The sequence below is a fragment of the Brevundimonas sp. DC300-4 genome (assembly GCF_049897365.1).
Classification (GTDB): domain Bacteria; phylum Pseudomonadota; class Alphaproteobacteria; order Caulobacterales; family Caulobacteraceae; genus Brevundimonas.
On the sequence record NZ_JAFCWC010000012.1, the window covers coordinates 53,547 to 69,479 of the forward strand.

At 65.4% G+C, this 15,933-nt stretch carries 16 protein-coding genes and 1 pseudogene; 7 read left to right on the plus strand and 10 right to left on the minus strand.

Annotation, left to right across the window (positions count from 1 at the left end):
• From ACP7AZ_RS15380 to ACP7AZ_RS15395, 4 genes are read left to right on the plus strand one after another with little or no spacing between them, the layout of a single operon-like run.
• The gene (locus ACP7AZ_RS15380; protein ID WP_426039509.1) at window positions 1-1,170 is read left to right on the plus strand and encodes an acyl-CoA dehydrogenase family protein; all 1,170 of its coding nucleotides are present in this window, start codon (window positions 1-3) and stop codon (window positions 1,168-1,170) included.
• Window positions 1,170-2,774 carry an AMP-binding protein gene (locus ACP7AZ_RS15385; RefSeq protein ID WP_426039510.1) on the plus strand — a complete coding sequence of 535 codons (1,605 nt, stop codon included), beginning with the start codon at window positions 1,170-1,172 and terminating at the stop codon, window positions 2,772-2,774. Before ACP7AZ_RS15380 ends, ACP7AZ_RS15385 begins: the two co-directional genes overlap by 1 nt.
• Window positions 2,771-3,205 (plus strand): acyl-CoA thioesterase, encoded by a 435-nt coding sequence (locus tag ACP7AZ_RS15390; protein ID WP_426039511.1) that lies wholly within the window; start codon window positions 2,771-2,773, stop codon window positions 3,203-3,205. Before ACP7AZ_RS15385 ends, ACP7AZ_RS15390 begins: the two co-directional genes overlap by 4 nt.
• Window positions 3,202-3,597 (plus strand): RidA family protein, encoded by a 396-nt coding sequence (locus tag ACP7AZ_RS15395; protein WP_426039512.1) that lies wholly within the window; start codon window positions 3,202-3,204, stop codon window positions 3,595-3,597. Before ACP7AZ_RS15390 ends, ACP7AZ_RS15395 begins: the two co-directional genes overlap by 4 nt.
• A gap of 95 nt (window positions 3,598-3,692) precedes the next feature.
• Here the strand turns inward: ACP7AZ_RS15395 and ACP7AZ_RS15400 are convergent, their stop codons facing one another.
• The 6 genes from ACP7AZ_RS15400 to ACP7AZ_RS15425 all read right to left on the minus strand — a co-directional run bounded on the left by ACP7AZ_RS15400 (window position 3,693) and on the right by ACP7AZ_RS15425 (window position 9,099).
• Window positions 3,693-4,094 carry a DUF2177 family protein gene (locus ACP7AZ_RS15400; protein ID WP_426039513.1) on the minus strand — a complete coding sequence of 134 codons (402 nt, stop codon included), beginning with the start codon at window positions 4,092-4,094 and terminating at the stop codon, window positions 3,693-3,695.
• A 4-nt stretch (window positions 4,095-4,098) separates the two neighbouring features.
• Complete coding sequence (locus tag ACP7AZ_RS15405) at window positions 4,099-5,121, minus strand: SAM-dependent methyltransferase (protein WP_426039514.1); 1,023 nt, start codon at window positions 5,119-5,121, stop codon at window positions 4,099-4,101.
• Between the two features lie 18 nt (window positions 5,122-5,139).
• Window positions 5,140-5,655: a lipocalin family protein gene (locus ACP7AZ_RS15410; RefSeq protein WP_426039515.1), complete on the minus strand. Its 516-nt coding sequence runs from the start codon at window positions 5,653-5,655 to the stop codon at window positions 5,140-5,142.
• The gene (locus ACP7AZ_RS15415) at window positions 5,648-6,460 is read right to left on the minus strand and encodes a DUF1365 domain-containing protein (RefSeq protein WP_426039516.1); all 813 of its coding nucleotides are present in this window, start codon (window positions 6,458-6,460) and stop codon (window positions 5,648-5,650) included. The genes ACP7AZ_RS15410 and ACP7AZ_RS15415 overlap by 8 nt, the downstream gene beginning before the upstream one ends.
• The gene (locus ACP7AZ_RS15420) at window positions 6,457-7,818 is read right to left on the minus strand and encodes an NAD(P)/FAD-dependent oxidoreductase (RefSeq protein WP_426039517.1); all 1,362 of its coding nucleotides are present in this window, start codon (window positions 7,816-7,818) and stop codon (window positions 6,457-6,459) included. The genes ACP7AZ_RS15415 and ACP7AZ_RS15420 overlap by 4 nt, the downstream gene beginning before the upstream one ends.
• 72 nt (window positions 7,819-7,890) lie before the next feature.
• A complete protein-coding gene (locus ACP7AZ_RS15425) occupies window positions 7,891-9,099 on the minus strand; it encodes a class I SAM-dependent methyltransferase (protein ID WP_426039518.1) in 1,209 nt (402 codons plus the stop codon).
• A 607-nt stretch (window positions 9,100-9,706) separates the two neighbouring features.
• Between ACP7AZ_RS15425 and ACP7AZ_RS15430 the strand changes: the two genes are divergently transcribed.
• A complete protein-coding gene (locus ACP7AZ_RS15430; protein WP_303694889.1) occupies window positions 9,707-9,955 on the plus strand; it encodes a hypothetical protein in 249 nt (82 codons plus the stop codon).
• Between the two features lie 608 nt (window positions 9,956-10,563).
• Here the strand turns inward: ACP7AZ_RS15430 and ACP7AZ_RS15435 are convergent.
• Complete coding sequence (locus ACP7AZ_RS15435) at window positions 10,564-11,850, minus strand: DUF3422 family protein (protein WP_426039519.1); 1,287 nt, start codon at window positions 11,848-11,850, stop codon at window positions 10,564-10,566.
• A gap of 862 nt (window positions 11,851-12,712) precedes the next feature.
• Between ACP7AZ_RS15435 and ACP7AZ_RS15440 the strand changes: the two genes are divergently transcribed.
• A complete protein-coding gene (locus ACP7AZ_RS15440; RefSeq protein ID WP_426039520.1) occupies window positions 12,713-13,339 on the plus strand; it encodes a response regulator transcription factor in 627 nt (208 codons plus the stop codon).
• Window positions 13,340-13,349: 10 nt separating this feature from the next.
• Here the strand turns inward: ACP7AZ_RS15440 and ACP7AZ_RS15445 are convergent, their stop codons facing one another.
• Window positions 13,350-13,685, minus strand: coding sequence for a hypothetical protein (locus ACP7AZ_RS15445; RefSeq protein ID WP_426039521.1), 336 nt, complete (start codon window positions 13,683-13,685; stop codon window positions 13,350-13,352).
• Window positions 13,686-13,843: 158 nt separating this feature from the next.
• On the opposite strand from ACP7AZ_RS15445, the pseudogene ACP7AZ_RS15450 reads away from it, so the two are divergent.
• Window positions 13,844-14,292: pseudogene (locus ACP7AZ_RS15450) on the plus strand (hypothetical protein).
• A 35-nt stretch (window positions 14,293-14,327) separates the two neighbouring features.
• On the opposite strand, the gene hutC reads toward ACP7AZ_RS15450, so the two are convergent.
• Together hutC and ACP7AZ_RS15460 are read right to left on the minus strand one after the other, a co-directional pair.
• Window positions 14,328-15,065, minus strand: a complete 738-nt coding sequence (gene hutC / locus ACP7AZ_RS15455; RefSeq protein WP_426039522.1) for a histidine utilization repressor — start codon at window positions 15,063-15,065, stop codon at window positions 14,328-14,330.
• Between the two features lie 310 nt (window positions 15,066-15,375).
• A complete protein-coding gene (locus tag ACP7AZ_RS15460) occupies window positions 15,376-15,792 on the minus strand; it encodes a hypothetical protein (protein ID WP_426039523.1) in 417 nt (138 codons plus the stop codon).
• Window positions 15,793-15,933 lie beyond the last annotated feature (141 nt).

Genomic DNA, 15,933 nt, shown 5'->3' on the forward strand with positions numbered 1-15,933 from the left:
ATGGCGGATCGCACCTTTCTCGACTGGCCGTTCTTCGATGACCGTCACCGCGCTTTCGCCGCGGACATCGAGGCCTGGGCCCAGGCGAACGACGGGGCGCTGCGTCTGCACGGCGATCACGATCTGGACGGCGATTGCCGCAAGATACTGAAGGCGCTGGCCGATGGCGGCTGGTTGAGCAACGCCGTGCCCGACGCGGACGGCAGGCTGGACGTGCGCACCCTGTGCCTGACGCGCGAGACCCTCGCCCGACGCTCGGGTCTGGCCGATTTCGTCTTCGCCATGCAGGGTTTGGGCTCCGGCCCGATCAGCCTGTTTGGAACCGACGATCAGAAGGCCCGCTGGCTGCCCGGCGTGGCGGCGGGCGAGACTATCGCCGCCTTCGCCCTGTCGGAGCCCGATGCCGGTTCGGACGTGGCGGCCCTGTCCACCAGCGCACGTCGCGAGGGCGCCGGCTGGGTGCTGGACGGGGTCAAGACCTTCATCTCCAACGGAGGCCTGGCCGACCGCTATGTGGTGTTTGCCCGCACCGGCGAAGGCGAGGGCGCGCGCGGCCTCAGCGCCTTCGTCGTCGACGCCGATACGCCGGGGTTCGAGGTCGTCGAACGCATCCCGCTGATGGCGGCCCACCCCCTGGCAACGATCCGGTTCACCGCCTGTCGCATCGACGGCGACCGCATCCTCGGCGCGCCGGGCGAGGGGTTCCGCATCGCCATGGCGACGCTGGACGTATTCCGCTCGACCGTCGCCGCCGCCGCCCTCGGCTTCTCGCGCCGCGCCTTCGATGAGGCGGCTTCACGCACCGTCGCCCGCCGGCTGTTCGGCGCGCCGATGAGCGACCTGCAACTGGTCCAGGCCGCGCTGGCCGACATGGCGTTGAAGATCGATGCCTCGGCCCTGCTGATCTACCGTGCCGCCTGGCTGAAGGATCAGGGCGCGCCGCGCGTCACCCGCGAGGCGGCCATGGCCAAACTCTACGCCACCGACGAGGCCCAGCAGGTCATCGACGCGGCGGTACAGCTGTTCGGCGGTCTGGGCGTCGTCTCGGGCCATCCGGTCGAGCGGCTGTATCGCGAGATCCGCGCCCTGCGCATCTATGAGGGCGCGTCGGAGGTGCAGAAGATCGTCATCGCCCGGCAGGTTCTCGCCGGGATGGGTGGGGGCGTCTGATGGGGGCCAGCGCGCACATCGACCGGTTCGTCATCGATCACATGCCGCCGGTTGACCAGCGGCCTGACCTCCTCTTCGACTTGCCGGAGCTCGCCTATCCCGACCGGCTCAACGCGGGCGTCGAACTGCTGCGCCGGGCCATCGCCGCCGCAGGTCGCGACGCCCGCGCCCTGATCGATTTCGACCACGAGTTTTCGTGGAGCCGGGTCGACGCGATCTCGGACCGTATGGCCCGGGTGCTGGGCGGTGAGATGGGTGTGGTTCCCGGAAACCGGGTCCTGCTGCACGGTCCGAACTCGTCCTGGACGGTGCTGGCGTGGTTCGCGATCCTGAAAGCTGGCGGGGTGGTGGTCGCCACCATGCCGATGCTCCGGGCGACCGAACTGGCCACCGTCATCGACAAGGCCCAGGTCAGCCATGCCCTGGTCTATGAGATGTTCAACGACGTGGTCGCCGAGGCATGCGCCCTCGCCCCGTCGCTGACGCGCGTCATAGACTCCGCCGCGCTGCAGAAGGCGGCCCAGGCCTTGCCGCCCGAGGTCAGTTTCACCGCCGTCGAGACGGCCGTCGACGATCCTGCCCTGATCGCCTTCACGTCTGGCACGACGGGCAAGCCCAAGGGCTGCGTTCATTTCCATCGCGACATCCTCGCCATGGCCGACACCTTCGGGCGGCATATCGTCGGCCTGACGAAGGACGACATCGTGGTCGGCACGCCGCCGATTGCCTTCACCTTCGGCCTCGGCGGGCTGGTGGTCTTCCCGGCCGCCGCCGGCGCCGCGACCGCCTTCCCCGACAGGCCCGGATTCGACGCGCTGGCCGAGACGGCCGCGCGCTGCAAGGCCACCGCTCTGCTCACCGCCCCGACCGGCTATCGCGCCCTGCTGAAGCTGGCCGGCGACCACGACCTGTCCAGCCTGAGTACCTGCGTTTCGGCGGGTGAGGCCCTTCCCGCCGCCACCTCCGACGCCTGGCAGGAGGCGACCGGCGTCCGCATCATCGACGGCATCGGCTCGACCGAGATGATCCACGTCTTCATCTCGGCGCGCGGCGACGACATCCGCCCCGGCGCGACCGGCAAGGCCGTGCCGGGCTATGAGGCGCGCATCATCGACCCCGCGGGCCAGCCTCTTCCACCCGGTGAGACCGGACGGCTGGCGGTTCGCGGCCCGACCGGCTGCCGCTATCTCGACGACGACCGCCAGGCGGCCTATGTCCAGGACGGCTGGAACCTGACCGGCGACGTCTACCGCCAGGACACGGATGGCTATTTCTGGTTCGTCGCCCGCGCCGAGGAAATGATCATCTCGTCCGGCTACAATATCGGCGCGCCCGAGGTGGAGAACGCCCTGCTGCGTCACGCCGCTGTGGCCGAGGCCGCCGTGATCGGCGCTCCGGACGAGGAACGCGGCCAGATCTGCAAGGCCTTCGTCGTTCTGAATCCAGGCATCGATCCGTCCCCGGACCTGCGCGACGAACTCCAGACCTTCGTGAAAGGCGTTATCGCCCCCTACAAATATCCCCGCGCGCTCGACTTCGTGGAGAGCCTGCCCAAGACCCCGACCGGCAAGCTGCAACGTTTCCGGCTCAAGGAGACCCTATGACCGCCGCCCTGTTCGGCCAGGTTTTCGCGGTCGAACGTCGCGTGCGTTTCGCCGACTGCGACGCAGCGGGCATTGTCTTCTACCCGCGCTATTTCGAGATGCTGAACGGCGTGGTCGAGGACTGGTTCGCGCAGGCGCTCGGCGTCTCGTTCCGCGAACTACACATGGATCGGGGCGTAAGCGTCCCGACCGCGGCCATCGAGGCCCGCTTTGTCGCCCCGTCGCGGCTGGAGGACGAACTGACCGTCACCCTGACCGTGATCCGGCTGGGCGGCGCGTCCTGCGGCTTGCGCCACCGGATTCATGCCGGCGATCAACTTCGCTTCGAGGCGACCCAAACCCTCGTCTTCGTCGGCTCTTCGCTGAATCCCGAACCCTGGCCCGACAAGTTGCGCGCCGGCATCGCGCCCTTCCTGGAGACCGCCGCGTGAACCGCGTCCTGCTCCCCGAAGGCTGGCCCCGGCCCAGGGGCTACTCCAACGGCGTCGCCGCTCAGGGCCTGATGGTGTTCATCGCCGGCCAGATCGGCTGGACGCCCGAGGGCGTCTTTCCTGACGGCGGGTTCATCCCCCAGGTGCGTCAGACCCTGGTCAACACCCTGGCGGTCCTGGCCGAGGCCGGGGCGGGGCCAGAACATGTCGTTCGCATGACCTGGTACGTCGTCGACAAGGGGGAATACCTGTCGGCGCTGCGCGAGATCGGCGCGATCTGGCGCGAGTTGATGGGCCCCCACTACCCCGCCATGGCCGTGGTCGAGGTCAAGGGCCTGATCGAAGACGCTGCGCGGGTGGAGATCGAGAGCACGGCGGTCATCGCTGACTGATCCCGAGGGCGGGCGATGATGTCACCCCAACGCCAGTTCTTCCTCCTGAACAGCCAGACCGCGATGATGCTCGCGACGCAGGTTTTTGTACGAACTCAGCGCACCAGCCAGCGCGATCCGAAATAGCCGGCCACCGCCGCCGTGCTTGCGAGGAAGGTGCCCCACGCCATGTCGACCAGGGTGATGGTCATCGACCAGCGGGTCAGGGTCGCCTGATTGGTCAGGTCATAGGTTGCATAGGCGACGAGCCCGATGACGGCGCCGTTGATCGCCGCGCGCTGCCATGAGCCTTGCTGGAGCGCCGGAACGGTCGCCAGGAAGGTCACGCCGGACAGGAACAGGAGATAGAAGGCTATGGCAGGCGGCAGGTCGAAGGATTTTCTCATCCAGTCTCCCAGCACCGGGCGATAGAGGCGGTCGCCCATCATCGTCAGCCAGACGGCGTCGAGCGCCAGCATGACGAAGGCCGAGGTGCCGAAAGCAGCGAGGTAACGCATTGGTTCAGATCCCCTTCAGGCGGTAGTGGCTGACGCCCCAGACCGTTCCATCGCTATCGCCAAACAGGCCAGCCGTCGCCATGAAAAAGCGGCGCCAGCGTCGCATCCAGAGAGCGTGATCGACGCCGTAGACCTCCTTCATCAGACCTCTGATCTCGTGGACGTTGTTGTCGAAATTATTCAGCCAGTCGTCTGCCGTGCGCTGATAGTGGGTCCCGCTCCAGCGCCAGTCCTGCTCGACCTCGAACAGGTCGGCGTACTGGCGGATCAGGTTGTGGCTGGGCATCACCCCGCCGGTGAAGAAATGCTGGGCGATGAAGTCGGCGTCGTCCGAGACCTCGAACCGGTAGGGGGCGTCGATGTGGCTGAAGACGTGCAGGAACATCCGCCCGTCCGGCCTTAACCAGGTGCGGGCCCGGGTCAGCAGGGCGCGCCAGTTGGCCATATGCTCAAACATCTCTACCGAGACGATCCGGTCGAAGGTCTTGTCGATATCGAAGACGTTCATGTCCGCGGTGACGATGGTCAGGTTCGTCAGGCCGCGCGCGGCGGCCTCGGCGTCGATGAAGGCCTTCTGGCTGCGGGAGTTCGACACGGCCGTGATGGCTGAGGCGGGGTAGTGTTCGGCCATCCACAGCGACAGCGAGCCCCAGCCACAGCCGAGCTCCAGAATCGCCTGACCGTCGTTCAGGTCCGCGTGCTCGCAGGTCATCCGCAGCGCCGACGCCTCCGCATCGTCGAGCGTGGCGTCCGGCGTCTCGTAGAAACAGCTGGAGTATTTCCGGTGCGCGCCGAGGCAGACCTGGAAGAACCGTGCGGGCAGTTCATAGTGCTGCTGGTTGGCGGCGTCCGTGTGTTCTGCGACAGGCCGGTCGGCCATCTCGCGGGCGAACCCGGCCTCATCTTCGGGGGCGGATGCGTATCCCTTGCGCGCGGTCGCAACCAGAAGCGCGATGGCGGGGCGGGTGATGAAGTCGGGGAATGGCGCGTCCTGAAGCTTGTTCACGCGTTGGGCGAGGAGGCTCATAGGTGTGGTCCTTCAGGTTCAGCGCTGGATCAGCTGGCGGTTCGGGAGGCCGAGCTCGGCCATTCGGTTGCGCAGACGCGTCTGTTCAGCCGCGCTCATGGTCGGACTGCGCGAGAGGAGGGCCGGGAACCGGCCGTCGGCGGTTGTGGCGATCATCCAGCTGTAGTCGGGGGCGACGTCGATGACCCAGTAGCGCTGGCGGATCAGGCCGGCGAAGAAGCTGGCCTCGAACTTGGCGTTGGTCGAGGTGTCGGTGACGCGGGCCCGCGTGTTGACGGTGGTGACGCGACCGTCGCGAGCGCCCCGGTGACAGGTCTGGCTGATCGAGAAGTCATTCGGCGCGCGGCGGCTCCAGACCTGGCTGGCGGCCCAGCAGTCGCGCTGATGGTCGTTCGGCGTGCGCAGGATCTCGTGCCAGCGCCCCATGAAGCGGTCGAGGTCGATCGTGCGTCTGGGTTCCGGCGCCTCTGCAGAGGCGGCCGTGGCGATCATCAGAATAAGGGTGGCCGCGAGCGGCAGGGCGAATCTAGGCATGTCGGGTTCCGGTGGAGGTTTCGGACGGTCCCCCGACCGTGACGGGATGGGAGGGCGTGACCCCGCCGCGCAGACGCAGGCCCTTGAGAAGAAGGCGAACCGCCTCCCAGTGGATGCCGGCGATGACCTTGAGTGTGAGCAAGGGATGGCCGAGCCAGGCGCGGCGCAGGTTGGTGTCGGTGAGCTCGGAGCGGAGGCCCGAGAAGCCGGTCAGCAACAAGGGGCCGTTGGCGTCGTCCACCGTGATGGAGACACGGGCGATCTCCGCCGGCTCGCTCTCAGGCGGATCAACCTCGAACCGGTAAGTCAGGTCCATGTCCATGAACGGCGAGACGTGGAAGGCCTTCTCGACCGACTGCCGCAAAGGCCCCGAGGCGGCGCCGACCGGCATCAGATAGGCGTGGCGGCCGCCAAAGGTGTTGGACACCTCGTAGAGGATGGCGCTCAGCCCACCGTTTTCGGCATGGCAGAAATAGACGCTGAGCGGGTTGAAGGCGTACCCGAGGATCCGGGGCAGGGTCAGCAGTTGCACCTGCCCGCCGGTTGCGAGGCCCGCAGCGCGCATCCGCTGTTCGATCTGGACTTTCAGGGGCATGGCGGAGCCATCGCCGTGATCGCTCTGTCGCAGGCTCATCAGGCCGAACCGCCCGGACCCGAGCCACCGCAGACGGCCGACCAGATCATCCCATTCCTCGAGGTCGATCAGCAGCATGAACAGCCGATAGCGCAGCGCATGGACGCGGGGGCGCAGGCGGCGGTGAAACACCGGACCCGAGTAGATTCCCGATCTCAGCCCCGTGATCATCGGTCCGCCAAGGGCTCTAGGGCGGGGATGGGCATGGGGATTCGGTCGCTTTCGTTTGGCACGCTCCAGGGCCTGCGAACGCCGCCAATGTCTTCGGCGACAGCCAGTCCGGCCTGGAGACCGTCCTCGTGGAAGCCCGAGCCGAACCAGGCACCGCAGAACCAGGTGTTGTTCCGTCCCTGCAGCGAACCGAGGCCGCGCTGGGCGAGCATTGCATCCGCATTGAAAATGGGGTGATCGAAGTCGCGGTCGGCGAGCACCAGGGCCGGATCTGGCTCACGCTCGGGGTTCAGGGTCACGAAGAGTTCCGGTCCGGAAAGCCCCTGCAACAGGTTCATCCAGTAGGTGACGCTGGCGGCGCCGCCCGCATCGGCCCGGCCGGCGCCGACGTAGTTCCAGGCGGCCCAGGCGCTGCGGCGGCGCGGCATGAAGCTGCAGTCGCGGTGCAGGACGACGCGGTTGCGACCGTAGGCCATGGGCTGGAGCAGGCGTCGTTCGTCCGCGCCTGGTTCGGCCAGGAGGGCTAGGGCCTGATCGGAGTGAACGGCCAGAACCACCGCGTCGAAACGTTCCGCGCCACACCGGGTGTGCAGGGTCGCGCCATCGGCTCCGCGCTCGATGCGGGAGACCGGCTCGTTGAGGCGAACGTCTCCCTGGAAATCGGCAGCGAGCGCCTCGACATATCGACGGCTACCGCCCGCGACCGTGCGCCAGGTTGGCTCCATGTCGACTTCGAGCAGGCGGTGGTTGCGATAGAAGCGGATGAAGGCGGCGGCCGGATAGTCCGCCATCTGGCGCGGCGTTGACGACCAGATCGCCGCGGCCTGGGGCAGCAGATGCAGGTCGCGGAAGCTGTCGCCGTATTTGCGGTCGTCCAGGTAGCGGCCCAGTGAGCACAGCGACCGATCCAGTTCAGCCAGGTCGCCGGCGGCGGTCCGGTGAAACCGCTTCAGATCCATCAGCATGCCCCAGAACCGGGGGCTGGCGAGGTTGCGCTTCTGGGCGAACAGGCCGCGCGCACCATGGCTGGAGTATTCGAAACCGCCCGCGTTCATCGAGACGGCGAACGACATATGCGCCGCTTTGCTCGCCACGCCGAGATGGTCGAGCAGGGCCGTAAAGTTCGGATAGTTCGGCTCGTTGTAGACGATGAAGCCGGTGTCCACCGCGATAGAACCATCCGGAGACGGCGCGTCGACGGTGCAGGAATGGCCGCCCAGCCGGTTTTCGGTCTCGAACAGCACCACCTCGTGGCGCCGCGACAGCAGCCAGGCCGCCGACAGGCCGGCGATGCCTGCACCCACTACCGCGATGCGCCGCTTCGGGCCGGTCGTTGAGTCGAGGGTGCGGTCGAACATTGAGCTGCCTGTGGTCGAATTCTGGGCCTGTGCAACTACGCTCGGACGCCCGCTCCGGATGCCGATCGGCGATCAGTCGCGGGAGAGGGTCATGTGGACGACGTCCGTCCGCCCCGAGCGGAACCCGGCCTCGCAGTAGGCGAGGTAGTAGCGCCACAGATTGCAGAATCGCTCATCCTTGCCCGCGGCGGAGCCGGTGTCGAAGGCGACCCGCCAGCGCCGAAGGGTTTCCGCATAGTCGGCGCCGAAGCGGCGAACCACCCGTCCCTCCAGTCCGGCGGCGCCGACAGCCCGCGCCAGCCGTGTCTCGGACGGCAGCATTCCGCCGGGGAAGACGTACATCTGAATGAAATCGGGCCGCCGGCGATAGGTCGCGAGCAGGTCGTCCCGGATCGTAATGATCTGCAGTCCGGCGCGGCCGCCGGGCGCGAGCCGGGCGCGGACTGTCTCGAAGAACGTCGGCCAGTATGCCTCGCCCACCGCCTCGAACATTTCGACCGAGACGATACGATCAAACGATCCCGGCACGTCGCGGTAGTCGATCAACTGGATCGAGACCTGGTCGTTCAGACCGGCTTGAGCGATGCGTTGCTCGGCAAAGGCCTTCTGGGATGGCGACAGGGTGATGGCCGTGACGTGAACCGCGCGCTCGCGAGCCAGATACTCGGCGAATCCGCCCCAGCCGCAGCCGATCTCAAGAACTGACTGGCCCGGACGGATATCGGCGGCGTCGGCCACGGCTGCGTATTTGGCGTTCTGGGCGTCCTCCAAGGTCTGGTCCGGAGAGGCGAACAGGCCCGAGGAGTAGGTCATTCCCCGATCCAGCCACCGGGCGTAGAAATCGTTGCCAAGGTCGTAGTGGGCGACGATGTTCCGCCGCGAGCCCTTGCGGGTGTTCGAAGAGAACGCGTGGCGGATCGCGTCGATCGCCCGTGCGACCGGATTGCCGCCCACAAGGCGGCCGAGGTGGTCGTAGTTGTCGGCGAAAGCCAGGAGGAGACCAGGGAGGTCCGGCGTGTCCCAATCCCCGGCCACATAGCCTTCCGCGAACCCGATATCGCCGCGCTTGAGCATCCGCGAGAACGCTCGCCAGTTCCGGATACGCCAGACAACGGCCTGGGCCGACCCGGGGCCGACCGCCAGCGAGCGACCCGCGGGATCGACGATCAGAAGGCGGCCGACTCGCCACAGTGAAGACAGGGCTCCGATCAGCGGGACCACCCAGGGCGGCCTGGCTTCGCTGTACGAAGCCGTCTCGATCACGCCCGGTGTGTCGGTCATCGTCTATCCCAGTTGGCCGCTGAGGACGATGCAATGAACCCGTGGCACGCAGGACGTGCGGTGGATGTCATCACGCCGCCCTCGGCTGAACGCTGTAAGCTACGCGAGCACGGGTGGGCCGGATGCGACTCAGCTGTTAACCGGGGCCGGGAAGCTGTTAAGGTTCATGGGGCGAACGGCCCCTGATGCGGTCACTCTAGCGCTAAAAGGTCTCCGGCAAAATCTGATCTTCCCCCGCACATTTGGAGGGGATTGAGCGACTCCGCGTTCGGCCTCGGCTCGGCGGATATGGCCCGGTGCTGAGTGCAGGCGACGGGGATTGCAGGAGCCCTCGAGGTGGCCGACCCGCATATCCGCTGCCCTGATCGAGGACCTCGTCGCCGGGCGCCTGCACGAGCCTCTTATTGAGACAGATCTGGGTGAAGCTCGAATAGTGAGCTTTTAGGCATTGTGCTCGTCGGCATTACCCCTTCAGATTTTCGGTTGAAGGCTACGGAGTCTGACGCACGGGGATTGACTACAGAGCTCCGCGCCCAGGTCGCGTTTTGCGGGTCCATTCCGCTGGCGGCGTGTCTATAAGGCGGCCCGTCGCACCGGAGCTGAACCAATGGCTGTCGAGACCGTCTACATCATCCAGGCCTACGTCCAGGGGCGCGGAAAAGGCCTGAAGGCTGAGCAGCAGATGGGCTGCACGTCCGCTGAGGAAGCCCGCCGGAAAGCCGAACGTCTCGCACCGCTCCGGCTGGGCGTGGTCGCGTTCGCCGTCTCGGCAGACACCGAGATGGGTGATTATGACGAGAATCCCACGATCCTGTTCAAGGCAGGCCAACTTCCGCCGCCATGGAACGGGGAATAGGCTATGGGAGGGGCCGATACTTTATCCCCCCACACGCCTTCGCCGAGATTCATGATGATGACAGACCCCGAACGCATTGATGCGCTCCTTGACATGGTCGATCCTGATCGGGTGGCGAATGTAAGCCGGGGGCCGGAGCTGGCCGTGCTGGGGCTCGCCGTCGCCAAGCCAAGGGGGGGGTATCAACCCACAAATGCTGGTTGGGTGATGATCGGCAATCGCGGCAGAGCTTTCCAGCCTCAAAAGTAGCTGCCCGACCGAGGCCCTCGGGGGGGGCTGTCGGGCAAACGCCAGGTAGTCTCCGCCAAAGGCGGATTCGGCGGCTGACGGGGCTAGTGTTTCGCAAGCCGGTTCCGCTCGAGCTGAATCTGTTTCCCGCAGGGGTGATCTGCGAGGTCGTCAGGCTGGACTTCGGGTCTAGCCTCGGTTCCGCGATGTTGAGGAAATACTGTTCCGCGCCGACGCAGTCGCTGTTTTGGCTGAGGTGGCAACCCTGCCCGGGCAGGGTCGGGCGATCTTCGATCTGGCCAGGTTGCCCTGCCAGCCCCCGAGGCGGTTCAACACCGTCCACTTACACCGGCGAAATTCGCCTTGGCGGGCCTGGCTTGTCAGCCCTCATGGGCGAATTGCTCGCGCCATGCCCTTAGTCCAAGCCAGACCCCCGCCAACACAAACGGGGTGAGCAAGCCCGCGACGAGCGTGGCGTCGAATTGGGTCCAGATGCGCTCCAGCCCCTTCAGAGGTAACAACATCAGGCCAACGGTATAATAGGCAATGGCCACCGTCGACAGACCCTCGACTGCCTGTTGCAGCCTTAGCTGAGCACCTGCGCGGCGGTCCATCGACGCCAGCAGGGCGGCGCTCGTAGCTTCGGCTGCGACTTCGACCCGGGTGTTGAGCATCTGTGTCATCCGGGCGATCCGGGCGATGGCTGCGCGCTGCCGTTCCGCCACCGCGTCGCAGGTCCGCATCGCCGGGTCCAAACGACGCTGCATGAACTCGCCCAGCGTCAGAAGACCCTCGAGGTGCTGTTCACGCAGCCGCTCGATCCGCTCGCGCACGAGGCGGTGATAGGCTGCGGCTGCGTCAAAGCGGAAATTCGTACGACTGATCAGCGCCTCGGTTTCGCCAGCGACAGCCGCCAGTCGATCCAGCAACAGCCGGTCGGCATCTGGATCGGCATCCTCGGCGAGTTGGTGAGCGAGGTCCGCCGCCGTGGCCTCGATGCAAGAGAGCGCCGAGGCCGACTCCCCTGCGACTGGAAAGGCAAGAAGAGCCATCAGACGATAGGTCTCGACCTCCAGCAGGGTCTGAACAAGTCGCCCGGTCAAGGCGCCGTCGCCGACGTCGTCGGATAACAGCAGAAACCTGGTCATGCCTTCCGCGTCGGCCCTGAAATCAGTCAGAACAAGGGTGTCGCTGTCGACCAGTCGGCCGCCGGTGACGCCGACGGCAAACAGGGCTGTGGCGGCAGTCACATCTGCATGGCTCCAAACCTCCAGCCTCGTCGCGACCAGGACGTCGCCCGGCCACGCGCCGAGCCAGTCAATCGGCACCATGTCGAGAGCGGTCTCGGCGAAGGGCGCCTTGTTCACGGGCGAGCGGAAGAAGGTCCAGGTCGAAAACTCAGTGTGGCGCTCCCATCTCAGATGCCATGTCCCGGCTTCAAGGCCGCACCAGCGGGCTGTGGGGCCTGGTTCGGCTTGCCCAAGGCGGCGGCACAGGGCGGCCATGTGGTCCCGGTCGCCTTGCTCGCCAGCCTGACCTGAAAGTGTGGCGATCCGCGTCACGAGCGCGGGGCCGACCAGTGGTGTGAAAGGGCGGGCGTGAGCCTCCGCCAGCAGAGCGTCGCGCTGTGGGTGGTAGCGCCAATTCGTCGATATTCCGGAGACCATCGATCAGCAGGAAGCCGAGCGCAACTTCCCGTCAAGGCGACGTTTGAGCACAGACGCGTGGCGGTGCTGTCATCTGTGGACGGGGTACTGTCGGTCTGACACTAACTTCTGCCCACTGAACAGAGTGTAAGCCACTGACCGGGATGGACTATTGTGAAGCCGGCGTCAGTCAGCCATCGGTTCCCGGCGGAGGTCATCCGCCATGCCGACTGGCTCTACTTCTGTTTCAGCCTCAGTTTTCGCGACGTCGAATAGCTCCAGGCGCAACGCTGGATCGACGTCAGCTCTGAGACGATCCGGTGCTGGACGTTCACGTTCGGCCCGCTGATCGCGAGGCAGCTGAAGCGCCTTCGGCCAGTTCCATCGCCTCATATGGCGCAGCGCTCGATAGCCGGCTTCGAGACAATAATCGGGCGAAGAACTCCCAGCTTCTGATCCGACGACGAGAGCGACAGCGGCGGTTCAAATCCCAGCCTCAGTCCAGAGATTTCGCAACGCCCACGCAGCGAGCTACACCAGCCTCAAAATCCAGCGTCATTTGATCAGCAGACCCACACGTCGCCGCTTCCGCGCCGATGCTGAGGCCGCATGGGCGGCGGCGGTTGCCTGAAGGGCGGCAGGGTCGGGGGCTTCTCAACCCGATGCGGTCACCCTGACATCGCCACGCAATGAGCCCTGAGCCTAGATGGGCAGGGCGCTGTTCGCCTTGGCGGAAATCTGACAGCACCATATTGACGGTGTGGCGGGGATCGATAAGTAAAAACGCTTACTTGTCGGCCAAGCTTCCGCCTGCCTAAGCAGAACGTCCCATAGTTGCGGATGTGAACCATTCACAGTCGCGCAGTATCGCTTTGGAGCCATTGTGGTCCGCAGGGTCGTTCTGATCGATGACGACGCCGCAGTGCTGGAGTCGCTTGAGGCGGTCTTCTCGTCCGCGAACTATGAGGTCCGGTCGTTCCCCCTGGCGACAGACTTCCTGGCGGCGCTGCCCGGTTTGTCTCCCGCGTGCATCGTCACGGACCTGCGCATGCCGGAAATGGATGGGCTGACACTTGTGAGCAAGCTGACGGGGGAGAAGGGTCTCTCTTGGCCGATCGTCGTGATCAGCGGCCACGGGGACGTTCCGGACGCCGTGGCCGCCATACGCGCCGGCGCGACTGACTTTCTGATCAAGCCCTTCCCCCCACAAAAGCTTCTGGCCATAGTCCAGGCGTCCCTGTCCTCTCGTCTGGCCACACCGGCGCCGCCCGAAACGGATGTCGATCTGCGTTATGCGAGCCTGTCTCAACGAGAACGCCAGGTCGTCGAGATCCTGACCGCCGGCGGCAGCAGCAAGAGCGCGGGCCTCGCTCTTGGTATCAGCCCAAGGACCGTCGACGTCTTTCGAGGGCGGATCATGCGGAAGATGGCGGTGAACAATATCGCATCTCTCGCCACTGCTGTGGCCGCGGTCAGTCCTGCCATTCGTGATGCGCCGAAGACTGCCTAGGAACGTCACTTCACCAGAGGCGATCGACGCAGCCATCGCCGAGATCATCGAGATGACAGCGGATCCTCATCGACAGCCAACGGCTGAGGAGTTGCGGACCCTTCACGCCCTCGTCAACGAAATGCTGGCCTGTTGTGCGACGATCGAGATCGAAGGCCTGGTCGATACGCTTTATGCGCTCGGTAGGCTCGTGGGGGCCCTGATGATCACCGACGCCTGGCTTGACGGCGCACTCACGCCGGCCGTCAATCTTCTGCGCCTCGTCCGACGTGGAGCCATTGCTCCCGAAGACCTGAAAGCTCTGGTTGCCGGCGTCGATCAATGCGCGCACCGGATCAGCGCCCACGCCCGTCTGGCCGAGGTGCTAGCGCTTTAGAGCCTGATCGGTTGGGTGCTGTCAGGCGAACGCTAAAGGTCTCCGGTATTTGTGGCGTAAGCCACTGACGGGGATCATATTTCGGGAAGTCGAGTTCGTTCAGGCGTCACCAGTTCTGGGCGGAGGTCATCCGCCATGCCGACTGGCTCTACTTCCGTTTCAGCCTCAGTTTTCGCGACGTCGAAGAGCTCCTGGCGCAACGCGGGATCGACGTCAGCTATGATACGATCAGGTGCTGGACGTTCACGTTCGGCCCGCTGATCGCGAGGCGGCTGAAGCGCCTTCTGCCAGTTGCATCGCCTCTTAGGGCGCAGCGCTCGATGGCCAGGATCTCAGGCATTCGCACCGGCCCGGGCGGCTTTGAGAAAACAACCGCATTGAGAACTCCTGGCTGCCGATCCGAAGATGAGAACGGCAGCAGCAGCGGTTCAAATCGGAGGCCTCAGCCCAGAGGTTCCTTACCACCCACGCAGCGAGCTACGACGCCTTCAACATCCAACGTCATTTGATCAGCAGACCCACACTTCGCCGCTTCCGCGCCGATGCGGACGCCGAATGGGCGTCTGTTGCTGCCTGAAGGGCGGCGGGTAGGGAGCTTTCGACGTGGGGAAGTTAGCCTGACAATGCCTTTTCGCCCATTGGGGCGAACCGCGCGACGAGATCGTAGGCTTCGCCTGGGAACGTCAGACGAACGTGGGTAATCGGATCGTCACCTCGCCAGGTTCGCCTTTCCAGAGACAGGCAAGCGACCGAGGGTTCGATCAAAAGCAATTTGGCCGACGCTCTGGATGTGTTGATCGCGCTGATCTTGTGCTCGGCCTCGGTCCAGGGGACGAATCCCAGAAGCCAGGTTCCCGGGGGGGTCTGTGCGAAATCGACCGCCTCTGCGGCCGGTACGGCGCTCAGACTGATTAACCGTTCCTCGATCGCGAAGGGACGTCCGCTCGCACGATGGAGACACTGGAGGGTCAGAATTCGGCCGGAGACCGGGAGCTCCAGGCTTTTGTTGTCTCGCCGGTTCGCAGTCCGGATCTTGCGCGACAAAAGTTCGTATCCGTAGGGCTCGCCCCGGCCCGTTATCTCAGCCTGAATGTCGGGGATATCGAGCACCGCCGAATGGATGCGCGGGCGGGCGACGAACGACCCCGCCCGCCGTCGCCGAATGATCAGGCCATTGTCGGCCAAAGGTGTCAGCGCCTTGTTCACCGTCATCCTGGAACAGCCGTACTGGGCCATCAGTTCGTGTTCGAACGGAATGCGGTGTCCGGGAGCCCAGTCCCCAGACAAAATCCGTTCAGCGATGTCGGACCGGATGCGTTTATGCAGGGTGGTGTCAGCGCCGCCGGTCATGCGTTCCCAAGGTCCAGAATCCTCGACAGCACGCGAGCATACCGGCGGGCTGTTTCGGCGTGCGCCACATGGCGGCCATTCGCCACGACTTGTCTACCCCGACGCCAGACGGCGTCCGCTCGCCGGTCGCGCGAGGCGAAGATCCATTGATCGAGGCGGGCGTCTCCGAGAGATATCTCGTCCGTGCCTGCTTCGCCGGACAAGGCGACGAGATCGGCTACCCGGGCGACCACCAGCCCGTGGCTGACCGAATTCCCTGCTGCCTGTGAGCGCCTCGCGGACCATCCCGCCGCCCGTCGAACCGCTCGCCTCATCCTCCATCACAGTGCGAGTGCGTTCGAGCAGGCGCTGGGAGTACTCCAGCATTCTCAGCGCCTGGGCGGCGTCGATCAGAACGGACATATGAGTGGCGTGAACCAGACACCAACGGCGATCGACCTCTACCGCGTCGCACAACAGATAGTCCGGCCGGGCGCCAGACCAGGCATTCGTCGGCCAGCCCCGCCATTCCACTCTGGAACACATGGCTGAGCCGGTTGGTCAGTCCGGGAAGGCCTGTCGCCTGGACCTGATCGCCGGGCTCGGCCGCAGCTCCGATCGCGATGGCGCCGATTAGTTCATTGTGGATTCCGATGCGGACGGACCGCACCCAACCTGTGTCGAGAAGGGCCTGATCGAACCAAAGCCAGGTCTCTGGCGATCTTGCGTGCCGGGTATCGACTGTCACTGGACAATCCTCATAGTTCCGAATTATGTCTATACAATAATCAGGGCAAGCGACCAGCGTTTCCTGTGGGTGGCGGAGGGCGAACAATGGAGCGTGATCGCGTCTGGACCAATGCCCGGTTGGCGGTGGTCGCGCCCGATG

Coding starts and splice junctions, on each gene's coding strand:
- ACP7AZ_RS15380 (WP_426039509.1), top strand. CDS start 1: ATGGCGGATCGCACCTTTCTCGACTGGCCGTTCTTCGATGACCGTCAC.
- ACP7AZ_RS15385 (WP_426039510.1), top strand. CDS start 1,170: ATGGGGGCCAGCGCGCACATCGACCGGTTCGTCATCGATCACATGCCG.
- ACP7AZ_RS15390 (WP_426039511.1), top strand. CDS start 2,771: ATGACCGCCGCCCTGTTCGGCCAGGTTTTCGCGGTCGAACGTCGCGTG.
- ACP7AZ_RS15400 (WP_426039513.1), bottom strand. CDS start 4,094: ATGCGTTACCTCGCTGCTTTCGGCACCTCGGCCTTCGTCATGCTGGCG.
- ACP7AZ_RS15405 (WP_426039514.1), bottom strand. CDS start 5,121: ATGAGCCTCCTCGCCCAACGCGTGAACAAGCTTCAGGACGCGCCATTC.
- ACP7AZ_RS15410 (WP_426039515.1), bottom strand. CDS start 5,655: ATGCCTAGATTCGCCCTGCCGCTCGCGGCCACCCTTATTCTGATGATC.
- ACP7AZ_RS15415 (WP_426039516.1), bottom strand. CDS start 6,460: ATGATCACGGGGCTGAGATCGGGAATCTACTCGGGTCCGGTGTTTCAC.
- ACP7AZ_RS15420 (WP_426039517.1), bottom strand. CDS start 7,818: ATGTTCGACCGCACCCTCGACTCAACGACCGGCCCGAAGCGGCGCATC.
- ACP7AZ_RS15425 (WP_426039518.1), bottom strand. CDS start 9,099: ATGACCGACACACCGGGCGTGATCGAGACGGCTTCGTACAGCGAAGCC.
- ACP7AZ_RS15430 (WP_303694889.1), top strand. CDS start 9,707: ATGGCTGTCGAGACCGTCTACATCATCCAGGCCTACGTCCAGGGGCGC.
- ACP7AZ_RS15435 (WP_426039519.1), bottom strand. CDS start 11,850: ATGGTCTCCGGAATATCGACGAATTGGCGCTACCACCCACAGCGCGAC.
- hutC (WP_426039522.1), bottom strand. CDS start 15,065: ATGACCGGCGGCGCTGACACCACCCTGCATAAACGCATCCGGTCCGAC.